The sequence below is a fragment of the Faecalibacterium prausnitzii genome (assembly GCF_003324185.1).
Taxonomy (GTDB): domain Bacteria; phylum Bacillota; class Clostridia; order Oscillospirales; family Ruminococcaceae; genus Faecalibacterium; species Faecalibacterium prausnitzii.
In genome coordinates this window covers 1-14654 of sequence record NZ_PXUP01000029.1, presented here as the reverse complement: position 1 = coordinate 14654, position 14654 = coordinate 1, and the positions used below count along the sequence as shown (strand labels likewise).

At 59.2% G+C, this 14654-nt stretch carries 14 protein-coding genes and 1 tRNA gene; 11 read left to right on the top strand and 4 right to left on the bottom strand.

What is annotated here, in order from left to right; translation table 11 throughout:
• The 3 genes from C7J97_RS13630 to C7J97_RS13620 form a co-directional block, all read right to left on the bottom strand.
• On the bottom strand, positions 1-839 hold an 839-nt coding region (locus tag C7J97_RS13630), incomplete at its 3' end, for a recombinase family protein (protein WP_147232798.1).
• Positions 840-1117: 278 nt separating this feature from the next.
• Positions 1118-1303, bottom strand: a complete 186-nt coding sequence (locus tag C7J97_RS13625; protein ID WP_005943483.1) for a hypothetical protein — start codon at positions 1301-1303, stop codon at positions 1118-1120.
• Positions 1304-1742: 439 nt separating this feature from the next.
• Positions 1743-1818 (bottom strand) — tRNA-Val (locus C7J97_RS13620).
• A 233-nt stretch (positions 1819-2051) separates the two neighbouring features.
• Here C7J97_RS13620 and ruvC point away from each other — a divergent pair.
• From ruvC to C7J97_RS13565, 11 genes are all read left to right on the top strand, one after another.
• The gene (ruvC, locus tag C7J97_RS13615; protein ID WP_005921987.1) at positions 2052-2564 is read left to right on the top strand and encodes a crossover junction endodeoxyribonuclease RuvC; all 513 of its coding nucleotides are present in this window, start codon (positions 2052-2054) and stop codon (positions 2562-2564) included.
• 120 nt (positions 2565-2684) lie between these two features.
• Positions 2685-3296, top strand: coding sequence for a Holliday junction branch migration protein RuvA (gene ruvA / locus C7J97_RS13610; protein ID WP_055186644.1), 612 nt, complete (start codon positions 2685-2687; stop codon positions 3294-3296).
• Positions 3297-3299: 3 nt separating this feature from the next.
• Entirely contained in the window at positions 3300-4355 is a 1056-nt protein-coding gene (gene ruvB / locus C7J97_RS13605; RefSeq protein ID WP_005921983.1) for a Holliday junction branch migration DNA helicase RuvB, read from the top strand.
• Positions 4356-4399: 44 nt separating this feature from the next.
• On the top strand, positions 4400-5275 hold the full coding sequence (locus C7J97_RS13600; protein WP_097779083.1) for a class I SAM-dependent methyltransferase: 876 nt from the start codon (positions 4400-4402) through the stop codon (positions 5273-5275).
• 111 nt (positions 5276-5386) lie between these two features.
• Positions 5387-6226, top strand: a complete 840-nt coding sequence (locus C7J97_RS13595; RefSeq protein ID WP_113620688.1) for an energy-coupling factor transporter ATPase — start codon at positions 5387-5389, stop codon at positions 6224-6226.
• 14 nt (positions 6227-6240) lie between these two features.
• Positions 6241-7155, top strand: coding sequence for an energy-coupling factor transporter ATPase (locus C7J97_RS13590; protein WP_113620689.1), 915 nt, complete (start codon positions 6241-6243; stop codon positions 7153-7155).
• Positions 7155-7970, top strand: a complete 816-nt coding sequence (locus tag C7J97_RS13585; RefSeq protein WP_005921978.1) for an energy-coupling factor transporter transmembrane component T family protein — start codon at positions 7155-7157, stop codon at positions 7968-7970. The genes C7J97_RS13590 and C7J97_RS13585 overlap by 1 nt, the downstream gene beginning before the upstream one ends.
• A gap of 226 nt (positions 7971-8196) precedes the next feature.
• Positions 8197-8961: a tRNA pseudouridine(38-40) synthase TruA gene (truA, locus tag C7J97_RS13580; protein WP_113993317.1), complete on the top strand. Its 765-nt coding sequence runs from the start codon at positions 8197-8199 to the stop codon at positions 8959-8961.
• Positions 8958-10178 (top strand): DUF5711 family protein, encoded by a 1221-nt coding sequence (locus tag C7J97_RS13575; RefSeq protein WP_113993318.1) that lies wholly within the window; start codon positions 8958-8960, stop codon positions 10176-10178. Before truA ends, C7J97_RS13575 begins: the two co-directional genes overlap by 4 nt.
• A 60-nt stretch (positions 10179-10238) precedes the next feature.
• Entirely contained in the window at positions 10239-10934 is a 696-nt protein-coding gene (locus C7J97_RS13570) for a hypothetical protein (RefSeq protein ID WP_015537231.1), read from the top strand.
• A gap of 21 nt (positions 10935-10955) precedes the next feature.
• Positions 10956-13265 carry an ATP-dependent Clp protease ATP-binding subunit gene (locus C7J97_RS13565; protein WP_113993320.1) on the top strand — a complete coding sequence of 770 codons (2310 nt, stop codon included), beginning with the start codon at positions 10956-10958 and terminating at the stop codon, positions 13263-13265.
• Between the two features lie 96 nt (positions 13266-13361).
• Here the strand turns inward: C7J97_RS13565 and C7J97_RS13560 are convergent.
• On the bottom strand, positions 13362-14654 hold a 1293-nt coding region (locus tag C7J97_RS13560), incomplete at its 5' end, for a recombinase family protein (RefSeq protein WP_113998234.1).

Here is a 14654-nt window from a genome sequence, read left to right as displayed (position 1 = left end):
CCACAGAACAGCTTGGTGGTCAACAAATAGCTCACATCCTCTTTTGCAGGCCGACCATGGGCGATCCTGTTCTGCTCAAAACGCTGCTGCACCCGGTCAAACAGGTCCTGGTCAACAATGGCCGGAATGCCGCCCGGCGTCACAATGTCCTTGTAGCGGTATTCGCCGATGTAGCGGCGGTTGCGGAAAATCTGGAAGAAGCTGTTCTTCACGAACGGCTTCCCGGTGCGGGTACGCAGGCCGCGCTCATTCAGGGATGCGGCAATCTTCTCAGCCGGTTCGCCGTCGGCATACCGGGTGAAGATCTCTTGCACGATGGGAGCCGTTTCCGGGTCGATATGGTACAGCCTGTCCTCCTTGCCGATGGTGAAGCCCAGCGGCACCACACCGCCGTTGTACTTGCACTGGAGGGCGTTTTCGCGCTCACCGCGCGCCACTTTCAGGGCGAGTTCGGCGGAATAGTATTCCGCCATGCCAATCAGCATACTCTCCACCATAATGCCTTCAGGCCCCTGCGAGATGGGTTCCATGGCAGACACCAGATGGACACCGTTCTTTTCCAGCTGGTACTTGTAGTTCACGGCATCGAACCGATTCCGGGCAAAGCGGTCGAGTTTCCAGACCAGAACCACATCGAAGATTTTCTTTGCGCTGTCCTTAATCATCCGCTGGAAGTCCGGGCGGTCATCCGTCTTGGCAGAGTAGGCACGGTCGATGTAGGTGCCGACCACGGTGATACTGTTCTTCTCGGCGTAGTCCTTGCAATCGCGCAGCTGTCCTTCAATGGACGCTTCGCGCTGGTTATCCGATGAATAGCGGGCATAGATCACGGCGGTCATGGTTGCACCTCCTTGGCGTGTATTCGACTTGCCTTTATAGTATCGGGTCAAGCGCAGCTTGTCAACAATCTGCGAGCAGATTGAAATGTGAAAATTGCGAAACGCAGCGAAAAAGCTGAGAGCAAGAATCGTCCCGTGGCCACAAATTTTCAATTTTTGAAAATTTTCTGCCCATCCGGGACTTCACTTCTTCACCTCTTGTGAGTTTCCGAAGTGCTCTTGTTGGGGCGTGCCTGCCCCAAACTCTGCTAGGAACGAGTACGGCAAACTGGAATTGTTTACTTCTTCATTTTAGGCGCAATAAGCAGCACGACTGTCACAAGAACATACAAACCATACAGTAACCAAGTAATGGTATTGTTCCAAGGAAAACTCATTTCTGGATGGTTCACCGCAAACATTATAAATGCAACAGCTATAATCAGCATTACCAAACCGACGATTCTTGATGCGCTCTTTTTCATGTAAATCACCTCGCCAAATTTTGATTTGTTGAACTAAGCCGAGTATACCATACTCTCCAATGAAAGAACACCCCGATATAGTGAAATTTTGCCGTTTTCCTGCGTACGTGCGTACACACTCCACAGGAATTCTAAGGAGCCTGCCCCCTTAGCACACGGACTTTGGAACAAAGTCTAGTGTGTTACACCTTGCCAGAGGTGTACAGGCTCCCGGTACGCACGTACGCAGCAACTGCCCTCAATGCGCCATATAGGTGGCGATCAAGTTCGCACAAAGCGAACTTGATTCCGCAAAGCAAAAGGCAGGATACCATCGTAATGATGATACCCTGCCCTTGCTCGTTTACCGCTCTGCGTACTCTCGCCGCAAAACCTCCGATAAACAAAAAACGTACCCGAACCCTTTCTCATAGAGAATCGGGTTCGAGTACGAACTGTTTGGTGGACGGTACAGGACTCGAACCTGTGACCTCCTGCACGTCAAGCAGATGCTCTACCAGCTGAGCTAACCGTCCATATTCTGTTTTGCCGAAATCAGCTAGATTATAATACCATATCTGATGCCAAAAAGCAAGGACTTTTTTCAAAAATTGTAAAACTTTTTTGAAAAAGCACCCCAAAACCCGGCTTCTGTGCGGTGCAGCGCGGGTTTTGAGGCGGCGAGCGACAGCTTTCTTGTTGCCCCCAACCAGACGTTGTGCTATAATAGAAAACTATAATAGGAGTAGTGTCGGAAAGGGAACACAGCATGAGAGTTTTGGGCATCGACCCCGGTTACGCCATCGTGGGCTGGGGCGTGGTGGAGTATGCGGGCAACCGCTTTGCGCCGGTGGATTTCGGCGCGGTGTGCACGGACGCAGGCGTGCCGTTTGAGCGGCGGCTGGACGAGGTGTATACCGGCATCAAGGAGGTCATCGAACGCACAAAGCCCGAGGTGCTGGCCATCGAAAAGCTGTTCTACCAGCACAACCAGACCACCGTCATCGGCGTAGCCGAGGCGCGCGGGGTCATACTGCTGGCGGCGGCGCAGGCGGGGCTGCCCATCTACGAGTACACCCCCATGCAGGTCAAGCAGGCGGTCACCGGCTACGGCAAGGCCGTCAAAAAGCAGGTGCAGGAGATGACCCGGGTGCTGCTGCATCTGCCCGCCGTGCCAAAGCCGGACGATACCGCCGATGCGCTGGCTATGGCGATCACTTTCTGTCACACCAACGGCAACCAGCTCAACCGCTATACCCGCCGGGTGGCGGGACCGATTTAACCGATAAAAAGCTCCCCCTGAGAGGAAAGACTTCCCCCGCGCCGGGGGAAGATGTCGCGCAGCGACAAAAGGGGGAATCTGGCAATGCCGTAAGGCATTGACTGAGAGGGTTTTATTCAAATGATCTACTGTCTGACTGGAAAAATCGTGAAAAAAAGCCTGAACGCCGTGGTGCTCAGCTGCGGCGGCGTGGGCTACTATACCCAGTGCCCGGCCAGTGTGGCGGGGGCACTGCCCGGTGTGGGGCAGGAGACCACCCTGTACACCGTGATGAGCGTGACCGAGAACGATGTAAGCCTGTACGGCTTTGCCACCGAGGAGCAGCAGGCCTGCTTTGAGATGCTGACCGCCGTGTCCGGCGTGGGCCCCAAGGTGGGGCTGGCCATCCTCAGCGTCATGGAGCCGCAGCGGGTGGCGCTGGCCATCTCGGCGGGGGACCACAAGGCCTTTAAGGCTGCTTCCGGCGTGGGCCCGAAGCTGGCGCAGCGCATCGTGCTGGAACTGAAGGATAAGGTGGCCAAGGGCTTTGTGGACGGCATCTCGCTGGAGGATGTGGCGGGCTCTGCCGCCGACACGCCCGCGACCCAGAGCAGTGCACAGGCCATTGCAGCGCTGGTGTCGCTGGGGTACAGCCAGAGCGAGGCGGCGCTGGCCATCGCAAAGATCGATGCCACGCTGCCGGTGGAAGAGATCATCAAGCTGGCCTTGCGCAGCATGGCAGGCAGGAGGTAAGCAATGCAGGACGATACCGCGCTGTACGGCGCAAAAATGATGCAGCCCGTCATGACCCCGGCGGACAATGAGGAAAATAACCTCCGCCCGCAGCATCTGGAGGATTACATCGGGCAGGAAAAGGCCAAGCAGAACCTGAAAATCTATCTGGAAGCCGCCAAGCGCCGGGGCGAGCCGGTGGATCACATTCTGCTGTACGGCCCGCCGGGTCTGGGCAAGACTACGCTGGCGGGCATCATCGCCAACGAGATGGGGGTGCAGATCCGCATCACCAGCGGCCCGGCTATTGAAAAGCCCGGCGACCTTGCCGCCCTGCTGACCAACCTGCAGGAGGGCGATGTGCTGTTCATTGACGAGATCCACCGCCTGTCCCGGCAGGTGGAGGAGGTGCTGTATCCCGCGCTGGAGGACTACGCGCTGGATATCATGATCGGCAAAGGCCCCAGCGCCCAGAGCATCCGCATCAACCTGCCCCGGTTCACGCTGGTGGGCGCTACCACCCGCGCCGGACAGATCACCGGCCCGCTGCGCGACCGCTTTGGTGTGCTGCTCAAGCTGGAACTGTACAGCCCGGACGAGCTTTCCCGCATCATCATGCGGTCGGCGGGCATTCTGGATCAGCCCATCACCCCGGAAGGCGCTTATGAGCTGGCAAAGTGCAGCCGTGGCACGCCCCGCGTGGCGAACCGCTTTTTGAAGCGCATCCGCGACTTCGCCACCGTGCTGGGCGACGGCATCATCGATCAGGATGTGGCGCTGCTGGGTCTGAAGCGGATGGACGTGGACGCGCTGGGTCTGGATGAGCTGGACCGCAGCCTGCTGCGCGCCATCATTGAGATGTACAACGGCGGCCCGGTAGGTCTGGAAACGCTGGCCGCCGCGCTGGGCGAGGAGGCCGTCACGCTGGAGGATCTGTGCGAGCCGTATCTGATGCAGATGGGCTTTTTGACCCGTACCCCGCGCGGACGCTGCGCCACCCGCCTTGCCTACGAGCATCTGGGCATGAAAGCCCCGGAGACCGGCAGCGCCGAGGAAAACGGCCAGCAGAGCCTGTTCTGACTTATTATATAGGAATTTGAAGCAGTAAACGGAAGGAGGACGCTATGCGCCCTGCAGATACTTGGAAAGACTACGAACTGCTGGATGCCACCGACGGCAACCGGCTGGAACGCTGGGGAGAGACTTTGCTCATCCGCCCCGACCCGCAGGTGGTGTGGAAGACCCCCAAGCAAAGCCCCCTGTGGGCAAAGGCAGATGCCATCTACCACCGCTCCAATCAGGGCGGCGGCGAGTGGGAGTACCGCCGCCGTCTGCCGGAAAAGTGGAAGATCAGCTGCGGCGAGGGGGAGGATAAGCTCACCCTCATCGTCAGCCCCACCGGTTTCAAGCACACCGGCGTGTTCCCGGAGCAGGCGGTCAACTGGGCGTGGTACCAGCAGAAGATCCGCGCCGCGAACCGCCCGGTGAAGGTGCTGAACCTCTTCGGCTACACCGGCGGCGCTACGCTGGCCTGTGCCGCTGCCGGTGCTACCGTCTGCCATGTGGATGCCTCCAAGGGCATCGTGGCATGGGGCAAGGACAACGCCGTGGCAAGCAGCCTGACCGACAAACCCATCCGCTGGCTGGTGGACGACTGCGCCAAGTTCGTGGCGCGGGAAAAGCGCCGCGGCAACACCTACGACGGCATCATCATGGACCCGCCCAGCTACGGGCGCGGCCCCGGCGGCGAGATCTGGAAGCTGGAAGACTGCATCTACGACCTCATCAGCCAGTGCGAAGAGGTGCTCAGCGACACCCCGCTGTTCTTTGCGGTCAACAGCTACACCACCGGCCTGTCCCCGGCGGTGATGGAGTATATGCTCAAGACCACGCTGGTGCCCCGCTTTGGCGGCAAAACCAGCTGCGATGAGATCGGCCTGCCGGTGTCCGCCACCGGCGGCGTGGTGCCCTGCGGCGCCACCGCTATTTGGGAAGAATGAAAGTAAAGTATTATCTCAGTCACGGCGACAGCCGTGACTGAGATAAATATATGCTAAGAATGGGGTACAGCCCCTTTCGGAGGGGCGCACCACCAGAAAGAGAAACAAAGCATGAGTGATACGATTTTAACTGCTGAAAATTTGAAGTTCCGCTATGATGCCGAGCAGCCGGTCTATGCGCTGGACGGCGTATCTGCGCAGGTAAAGCGCGGGGAGTTCGTGGCGGTGCTGGGTGCAAACGGCTGCGGCAAATCCACGCTGGCGAAGCACTTCAACGCCATTCTGCTGCCCGAGAGCGGCAAGGTGTATGTGGAGGGCATGGATACCGCAGACGAAGAGAAACTCTACGATATCCGCCAGACCGTGGGCATGGTGTTCCAGAACCCGGACAACCAGATCGTTGCTACCGTGGTGGAAGAGGACGTGGCTTTTGCGCTGGAAAACCTCGGTGTGCCGCAGGACGAGATGCGCCGCCGGGTGGACGACTCCATGAAGATGGCCGGCATCTACGAATACCGCGAGCGCGCACCCCACAACCTTTCCGGCGGTCAGAAGCAGCGCGTGGCCATTGCCGGTGTGGTTGCCATGCGCCCGGACTGCCTGATCTTAGACGAAGCCACCGCCATGCTGGACCCGCGCGGCCGCGAGCAGGTGATGCAGACCATCCACTATCTGAACAGGAACATGGGCATCACGGTGGTGTCCATCACCCACTATATGGAAGAAGCTGCACAGGCCGACCGTGTGCTGGTGATGAGCAAGGGTCATGTGGTGATGGAGGGCACCCCGAAAGAGGTGTTCAGCCAGACCGAAAAGGTGCGTAGTCTGCATCTGGACGTGCCGCAGGCCGCTGAGCTGCGGGACGAGCTGGTGAAGGCCGGCATCCCGATGCCGGAGGGCATCATCGACACCGGTGCCTGCGCACAGGCGCTGTATGAGCTGCTGCAGTAAGGGGGGCGGACGAAATGGCAGATATCATTAAGGTAGAACATCTGAGCTACGTCTATAACCCCGGCCTGCCCACTGCAGTGACCGCGCTGGACGACGTGAGCTTTACCGTAGAAGAGGGCGATTTTGTGGGCATCATCGGGGCGACAGGCTCCGGCAAAAGCACCCTTATCACCCACATGAACGGCCTGAACAAGCCCACCAGCGGCAAAATTTACATTGATGGCCGCGATCTGTGGGCAGACCCGGAAAAGATCCGGGATTTCCGCTTCCTCACCGGGCTTGTGTTCCAGTACCCGGAATACCAGCTGTTTGAGGAGACCTGCTACAAGGACATCGCCTTTGGCCCCAAGAACATGGGGCTGGACGAGGCCGAGGTAGACCGCCGCGTCCACGAAGCCGCAGACTTTGTAGGCTTAGACCCGGCGCTTTTGGAGCGCAGCCCCTTTGAGCTGTCTGGCGGTCAGAAGCGCCGGGTGGCGGTGGCGGGCGTCATGGCCATGAAGCCCCGCATCCTTGTGCTGGACGAGCCTGCCGCCGGTCTTGACCCGGAGGGACGGGACGACATCCTTTCCGAGGTGAAGGAGTACCACAAAAAGACCGGCACCACCGTGCTGCTGGTGTCCCACAGCATGGAGGATATTGCCAAGTATGCCAACCGCGTGCTGGTGATGAGCAACAAGAAAATTGCCATGTACGACACGGTGGAAAAGGTCTTTGCCCGCGCTCCGGAGCTGCTGGAGCTGGGGCTGTCGGTGCCGCAGGTGACTAAAATTTTCCTCAAGCTGCGGGAGATGGGGGTGGACGTCCCGGCGGACGTGTACACCATCCCCTACGCGGTCAAGACCCTGCTGGAAGCCAAGCGCCGCCGCGATGCCGGGGAAAGCCTTGTGCTGCCCCGCAGCGCTGCCCGGAAAGGGGGTGCTGTCTGATGCTGCGAGATATCACCATCGGTCAGCACTTCCCGGGCAACAGTCTGGTGCACCGGTTCGACCCCAGACTGAAGCTTGTGCTGACGGTCGCTTATATCGTGCTGCTGTTTGCAGCCTCCAATCCCTTGGGGCTTACTTTGTCCATCCTCTTTTTGGGAGTCATGTACAAGGTGGCAAAAATTCCGGTCAAGATGATCGGCAAAAGCCTGAAGCCCATTCTGCCCATCGTGCTGTTCACGGCGGTGCTGAACCTCTTCTTTGTTTCCGGCGAGGGCGACCCGCTGGTGCATTTCTGGTTTTTGAACATCTACGCCGAGGGCGTGCGCTACGCGGTGCTGATGGCAGTGCGCGTGATGGCGCTCATTGCGGGCACCAGCCTGCTTACCTACACCACCAGCCCCATCGTGCTGACCGATGCCATTGAGCAGCTGCTCAAGCCCTTGGGCAAGCTGCACTTCCCGGTGCACGAGCTGGCGATGATGATGAGCATTGCCCTGCGCTTTATCCCCACCCTCATCGAGGAGACGGATAAGATCATGAACGCGCAAAAAGCGCGCGGTGCGCAGCTGGACACCGGCAAGATGACCGACCGGGTCAAGGCGCTGGTGCCGGTGCTCATCCCGCTGTTCATTTCGGCCTTCCGCCGCGCGGACGAGCTGGCTATGGCCATGGAGTGCCGCTGCTACCGCGGCGGCACAGGCCGCACCCGCCTGAAGGTGCTGCGCTGCGAAAAGCAGGACTACATCGACCTTGCGGTCTGCATTGCTTGCTTTGCCGTCATCCTTGCCTCCCGGCTGGTGTTCCCGAATTATTAAAGAGGAGAACCCTCTCAGTCAAGGCCGGATGGCCTTGACAGCTCCCCCGAAAGGGGGAGCTTTTGGTACGGAACTTTTCTGATGAGAGAAAATGCCGCTTCCCGCTGCGGCCCCTCCGGTGAAAGTGTGTCTGTCGCGGTCCGCAGACCGCGACAGACACGAAATAAAAAACGATTTTCCGCTGAATATGGCCACAGCGAAGCGGAGGCCATTTTAAATCAGAACTATGAACTTTTTACTTACCCTTGCCTACGACGGCACAAATTACTGCGGCTTTCAGGTGCAGCCCAACGGGCGCAGTGTGGCGGCCACCTTTCAGGATGCACTGGAAGCGGTGCTGGGCAGCCGCCCCGATATCAAGGGCTGCAGCCGCACCGATGCCGGGGTGCACGCGCTGGGCTTCCGGCTGAACTTCCATGCCGATACCCGCATCCCGCCACAAAAGCTGCCGCTGGCGCTCAACCAGCATCTGCCGCCGGATATCCGGGTGCTTGCGGCGCAGACCGTGCCGGAGGACTTCCACGCCCGGTACGCCGCCCATACCAAGACCTACCTGTACCGCATCCATAACCACCCCATCGACTCGCCCTTTGATGCCGCCTACTACACCCGCGTGCCCCGGCGGCTGGACGAAGCCACCATGCAGGCGGCGGCGCAGCAGTTCGTGGGCACCCACGATTTTCTGGCCCTGTGCGCGGCGGGCAGTTCTGCTGCCGCCCACGGGGACACCGTGCGCACCATCACGGACTGCCACGTTACCCGGCGCGGGGACGAGGTGGACATTGAAGTGACCGCCGACGGCTACCTGTACAATATGGTGCGCATTCTGGCGGGTACTTTGTGCGAGGTGGGCGCGGGGCGGCTGCGCGCTGCCGACATCCCCGCCATTCTGGCAAGCCGGGACCGCAGCCGGGCAGGCCCTACTCTGCCCGCAAAGGGCTTGTTCCTGAAGCGTGTGGAATACCCGGAAAGGAAGGAAGAGCAACTATGAAAAAGCTTCATCGCGGCGGCAGCAACCCGGACGGAGAACCGCTTTCTGCCGGACGGGTGGAATATCTGGAGGCAGCGCGCCAGCGGGTGCGCCGCCGCCGTTTGCGCCGTACTGTCATCATTCTGGCGGCGCTGATACTGGTCACCCTGTTTGCCACCGGCGCGGTGGGGGCATCCATCGCCCGGGTAAAGGATCTGGTGGATACGGTGCACATCGCCCTGTCCCCGGCGGTGGGCTGGCCGCAGCAGACCGGCCTTGGCGAGCTGACGGCCGTGCAGCCCATGTCCGGCAGCTTTGTGGCCATGGACGAGGATGCCTGTGCGGTGTACAGCTTAGGCGGCACCCGCCTTGCCAGCATCCAGAGCGGCTACGCCCGCCCGGCGCTGGCTGCGGGCAAGACCCGCTTTGTGCTGTACAACCGCTCTGGCAACGAGCTGCGGGTGGAAAGCCGCACCCAGAACCTGTACAGCAAAACGCTGGAAAACAGCATCTATCTGTGCGCCATGTCGGACACCGGCACGCTGGCAGTGGCCACCGATTCCGCCGACAGCACCGCCCGACTGACCGTGTACACCTCCACCATGACGGAGCAGCTGCACTGGGATATGACCAGCGCGCAGGGCACCCCGGTGCGGATGGCCTTTGCCGCCGACAGCCGCCGTCTGGCGGTGGCGGCGGTCACCTCCAGTGCCGGACAGTTACAGGCAAATCTCTTTGTGCTCAGCCTTGCGCAGGGCGACCCGGTGCAGCTGAGCAGCGGGGACAGCGTGCCCCAGTGGCTGGGCTGGCTGAACAACGACACCGTGCTGGCTGTGTATGAGAACTGTGCCGTGGTGTACGGTGCGGACGGCGGCGAGCGGGGGCGCTTTGACCTTGGCGGCGGCAGCCTTGTCAGCGTTTCGCAGGATGGCGCAAACGCCGCTCTGCTGCTGGAAAACGGGCAGGTGTGCACCGCCGTGCTGCTGGATAAAGATCTGAACGTGCAGTACAGCGGCAACGTGCCTGCGGCAAACCAGATCCTGCGCCGGGGTCAAAATTTTTATCTACTTACCGACAGCGGCGTGGAATGCTTTGCCGCAGACGGGGTGTACCAGTGGGGACAGGAGCTTTCCGTCCGTCCGCAGGCACTGATCGCGGGCAAGCAGCTGCTGGTGCTGTGCGGCAACACGGTGCAGCAGATCGCTCCGCCGGAGCAAACGGCTTCCAGCGCCCGGTGAACGAGGGGAAAACCAGTATTTTTGCGGGGAAAGTGATCTTTATAACAGGGAAAACAAGATATGTTCAAGAATCCGTCATTTCTTTTTGATATCCTATGTACGGTAGTCTGGCTGGTGCTGATGGCACGCTACGCCCGCAAGGGCTTTCTGGCGTCCATCGTGCAGCTGTCCGGCAACCTTATCAGCCTGCTGGGCGCACGGCAGCTTTCTGCCGCCTGTGCGGGCTGGGTGTTTGAAAATCTGCTGGCCGGGGGCTTCCGCACCCAAATCGCCGCCCACCTTTCGGAGGACGGGGTAGTGAACCTTTCCGGCATTGCACAGCAGTACGCGGGCTTTCTGCCCGAAAGCTTCCGCGCCTCCATCGTGGCAGCCTGCGAGCGCAGCATCAACGCTGTGCTGGCAGATAACGCCGTGGTGCTTGCCGATACCATCGTGGAAAAAGTATTGCAGCCGCTGCTCACCCCGGTGATCATGCTGGTGCTGTTCTTTGTGTTCTACGCGGTGCTGCGGCTGCTGGTTAGTATGCTGGTCACCGTGCTGGGGCTGGTGAATAAGCTGCCGGTCATCGGCACGGTCAACCGGGGTCTGGGCTGGCTGACCGGCGGCATGACCGCTCTGCTGGACCTGTACCTCGTGCTGTGCGTGGTGTGGGGCCTTGTGGTCATCACCGGCGGCAATTTAAATGTGCTCAACGACACTGTGATGCACAGCAGTCTTTACTATAAAGCGTTTAATGTGTTCAACCCCTTTTTGTAACAGGGGCGACAAGGAGGAACTATGGTCTGTATTCGATGCCAGAAGCGTCCGGCGATCATCTTTATCCAGCGGATGGAGAATGGTCAGATGAAGCAGGAGGGGTACTGTCTGCACTGTGCCCGGGAACTGCACATCAAGCCCGTGGACGATCTGATGAAACAATTCGGGATGTCGGAGCAGGATCTGGATAACATGGAAAACCGCATGGAGAGCATGATGGAGGAGCTGGGCGACTCCAACCCCCTTTCCATGCTGATGAATATGTCCGGCAGCGGCGAGGATGCCGATGCGGAGAACATGGACGAGGATCTTGTACCCGGCAGCAATGCTACCTTCCCGCTGGGCTTTACCGGCACGGAGAAGCAGGACGGCGAAAAAAAGGCCGACCGCAAAAACGGCAAAAAGCCGCCCAAGCGCAAGTTTTTGGATACCTACTGCGAAAACCTGACCCGCAAGGCGCGGGAGGGCAAGCTGGATGATATCATCGGCCGCGACCGCGAAATTTACCGCACCATCCAGATCCTGAGCCGCCGCCAGAAGAATAACCCCTGCCTTATCGGTGAAGCCGGTGTGGGCAAGACCGCCATCGCCGAGGGCATTGCCGAGCGCATTGCCAAGGGTCAGGTGCCCATCGGCCTGCGGGATAAGGAAATTTTTCTGCTGGACCTCACCAGCCTTGTGGCGGGCACCCAGTTCCGCGGTCAGTTCGAGCAGCGGGTCAAGGGTCTGCTGAGCGAGGTAAAGGCTGCGGGCAACGTCATCCTGTTCATTGACGAGATCCACACCATCACCTCTGCCGGTGAGAGCGAGGGTGCCATGAACGCGGGCAACATCTTAAAGCCCGCCCTCTCCCGCGGAGAAATTCAGGTCATCGGTGCCACCACCTTTACCGAGTACCGCAAGTACATTGAAAAAGATCAGGCGTTGGAACGCCGTTTCCAGCCTGTGCGGGTGGAAGAGCCCAGCGTAGCCGACACCCTTGCCGTGATGAACGGCATCAAGCGCTACTACGAGCAGTACCATCATGTGCAGGTGCCCGCCGAGGTGCTTTCGGCGGTGGTCACCCTGAGCGAGCGCTACATCACCGACCGTTTTCTGCCGGATAAGGCCATCGACCTGCTGGACGAGGCCTGCGCCTGCTGCAATCTGGCGCACCCGGTCATCTCCGAGTATCTGGGGATGCAGAAGGAGCTGGACGCCCTGAAGCAGGAAGAAGCCGAGATGGAAAGCGCGGATGTGAACGAAGCCATCGACTACGAGCGCGTAGCCGAGCGCAAGACCCGCATCGCCAAGCTGGAATCCGAGCTGCCCGCCAAGCAGGCCGCTGCCAGCGAAATTCAGGTGACCATGGACGATGTAGCCAAGGTCATCGAGCTGTGGACGGGCATCCCGGCGGTGAAAATTCGGGAGACCGAGTTCGTCAAGCTGGCTGGGCTGGAAAACGCGCTCAAGCAGAAGGTCATCGGTCAGGATGAAGCCGTGCATCTGGTGGCACAGGCCATCAAGCGCAGCCGCGCCGACCTTTCCGGCCGCCGCCGTCCCGCAAGCTTCATCTTTGTGGGCCCCACCGGCGTGGGCAAGACCGAGCTGGTCAAGCAGCTGGCAGAACAGTTGTTCGACGGCCCCGACCCGCTCATCCGTCTGGACATGAGCGAGTACATGGAAAAATACGCGGTGTCCCGTATGATCGGCTCTCCTCCGGGCTATGTGGGCTACGAGGAAGCCGGTCAGCTCACCGAGAAGGTGCGCCGCCGCCCGTACAGTGTGGTGCTGTTTGACGAGATCGAAAAGGCACACCCGGACGTGATGAACATTCTGCTGCAGATTCTGGACGAGGGCAAGATCAACGATGCGCAGGGACGCACGGTGGATTTTTCCAACACAGTCATCTGCATGACCTCCAACGCCGGCAGCAGCGACCAGAGCGCGGGCAGCCTTGGCTTTAACAAGAGCGACGCCCAGCGCAGCGAGGAAAAGACCCGCAAGGCACTGGCACAGTTCCTGCGCCCGGAGTTCCTTGGCCGCGTGGACGAGGTCATCGCCTTCAAGCCCCTGACCGAGGAGACCCTGCAGGGCATCGCCGCCCTGATGCTGGACGAGTACAAGCCCGGCATGGAGGCTAAGGGCATCGCTTACAGCTACACCCCGGCAGCGCTCAAGGCACTGGTGCAAAAGAGTCAGGGCGGGCGCTTCGGCGCACGCGATTTGCGCCGCACCATCCGCAAGGCGGTGGAGGATCCTGCCGCCGAGCGCCTGATCGACGGCACGCTGGCATCCGGCGGCACCCTTGTGGTGGATGCCGATGAAAACGGCGAAGTCGTGCTGAAATAATCATAACCGCAAAGCACCCCGGCTGGAAATGCAGGGGCTTCATAAAACAGTATTTGCAAAAGCTCCCGCAATGGGGAAGATTTGGCGTGACTTCGGTCACGCCTTTTCTTTTGCTTCCAGTTCATCCAGAGGGATATACCCCAGCCCATCATACTTGATATGGATGTGCTGTACCCGCTTTCCGCTGGACTTATCCGGGGCATCCACATAGATGGCCGATACCAGTTCACGGAGAGCATAGGGCGTAAGTTCTTCAATATGAACGTACTTGTGCGCTTTCTGGATGACCTTTTCAATATTCTCGATTTGCTGTTCCTGTACTTCGATTTCCTGCCGGATAGAGAGAACTTCCTCTTCCAACTGCTTCTGCTCGGCATCATAGCTCTGGCTCATCATGTCAAAACGGTCATCGCTCAGCTTTCCGCTGGCGTTGTCCTCGTAGATTTTCATGAACAGCCGTTTGAGGTCTGCGATTCGCTTCTCATTCCGGGCAAGCTGCTTCTTCAGGACAGTCAGCTTTTCGGTGCTTTCCACCCGAAGCTGTTCCTCCATGACCTTGCGGAAGTAGTCCTCATGGCAAAGGATGTAGTCCGTCACCCGCTGGACATGATTCAGCACTTGGCCTTCCAGAACTTTTACCCGGATGAAGTGCCCTCTGCATTTACTTCTGTTCTTCTTGTGCAGAGCGCAGTCAAAGAAGTCTTGGTTAAAGTCCCTGTTATTGGATGAACCATACTGCATCTTGGAACCGCAGTCAGCACAATAGACCATGCCGGAAAAGATGCTGCTCTTGCCCGTTCGTGTCATGCGGTGACGCTGGCTGCGAATCTCTTGAACCTTTTCAAACACATCATCGTCAATAATGCGCTCGTGGGTATTCGGGAAGACAGCCTGATTCTCCACAGGATTCAGCCGTTGCTTCTTGTCCCAGATGGAGTTGGTGTAGGTCTTGAAGTTGACCGTGCAGCCTGTGTACTCCCGACGTTCCAGAATGCCCACAACGGTGCTATCCTTCCACGCATAGGGGTCTTCGGAGATAGCAGCCGCTGCTCTTCCGTGGCTCTGCTTGTAGGCACTCACGGTGAGCACCTTGTCCTCTTGCAGTTGCTTAGCGATTTGGGAAGGCCCACGGCCTTCCATGCACATGGAGAAGATGCGCTTCACGACCGCAGCCGCTTCTGGGTCAACAAGCCAATGCTTCGGGTTCTCCGGGTCTTTTACATAACCGTACGGCACATTGACCGTCAGCGGCACACCACGCTCTCCCTTGGCCTTCTGAACAGCCCGAATCTTGCGGCTGGTGTCACGGGCATAAAACTCGTTGAACCAGTTCTTAATGCCCGCAAAATCGTTGTTTACGCTGTTCGGGTCAATGGTGTCGTAGTTGTC

Coding starts and splice junctions, on each gene's coding strand:
- C7J97_RS13625 (WP_005943483.1), bottom strand. CDS start 1,303: ATGAAAAAGAGCGCATCAAGAATCGTCGGTTTGGTAATGCTGATTATA.
- C7J97_RS13595 (WP_113620688.1), top strand. CDS start 5,387: ATGAGTGATACGATTTTAACTGCTGAAAATTTGAAGTTCCGCTATGAT.
- C7J97_RS13565 (WP_113993320.1), top strand. CDS start 10,956: ATGGTCTGTATTCGATGCCAGAAGCGTCCGGCGATCATCTTTATCCAG.
- ruvC (WP_005921987.1), top strand. CDS start 2,052: ATGAGAGTTTTGGGCATCGACCCCGGTTACGCCATCGTGGGCTGGGGC.
- ruvB (WP_005921983.1), top strand. CDS start 3,300: ATGCAGGACGATACCGCGCTGTACGGCGCAAAAATGATGCAGCCCGTC.
- C7J97_RS13570 (WP_015537231.1), top strand. CDS start 10,239: ATGTTCAAGAATCCGTCATTTCTTTTTGATATCCTATGTACGGTAGTC.
- C7J97_RS13590 (WP_113620689.1), top strand. CDS start 6,241: ATGGCAGATATCATTAAGGTAGAACATCTGAGCTACGTCTATAACCCC.
- C7J97_RS13585 (WP_005921978.1), top strand. CDS start 7,155: ATGCTGCGAGATATCACCATCGGTCAGCACTTCCCGGGCAACAGTCTG.
- C7J97_RS13600 (WP_097779083.1), top strand. CDS start 4,400: ATGCGCCCTGCAGATACTTGGAAAGACTACGAACTGCTGGATGCCACC.
- ruvA (WP_055186644.1), top strand. CDS start 2,685: ATGATCTACTGTCTGACTGGAAAAATCGTGAAAAAAAGCCTGAACGCC.
- truA (WP_113993317.1), top strand. CDS start 8,197: ATGAACTTTTTACTTACCCTTGCCTACGACGGCACAAATTACTGCGGC.
- C7J97_RS13575 (WP_113993318.1), top strand. CDS start 8,958: ATGAAAAAGCTTCATCGCGGCGGCAGCAACCCGGACGGAGAACCGCTT.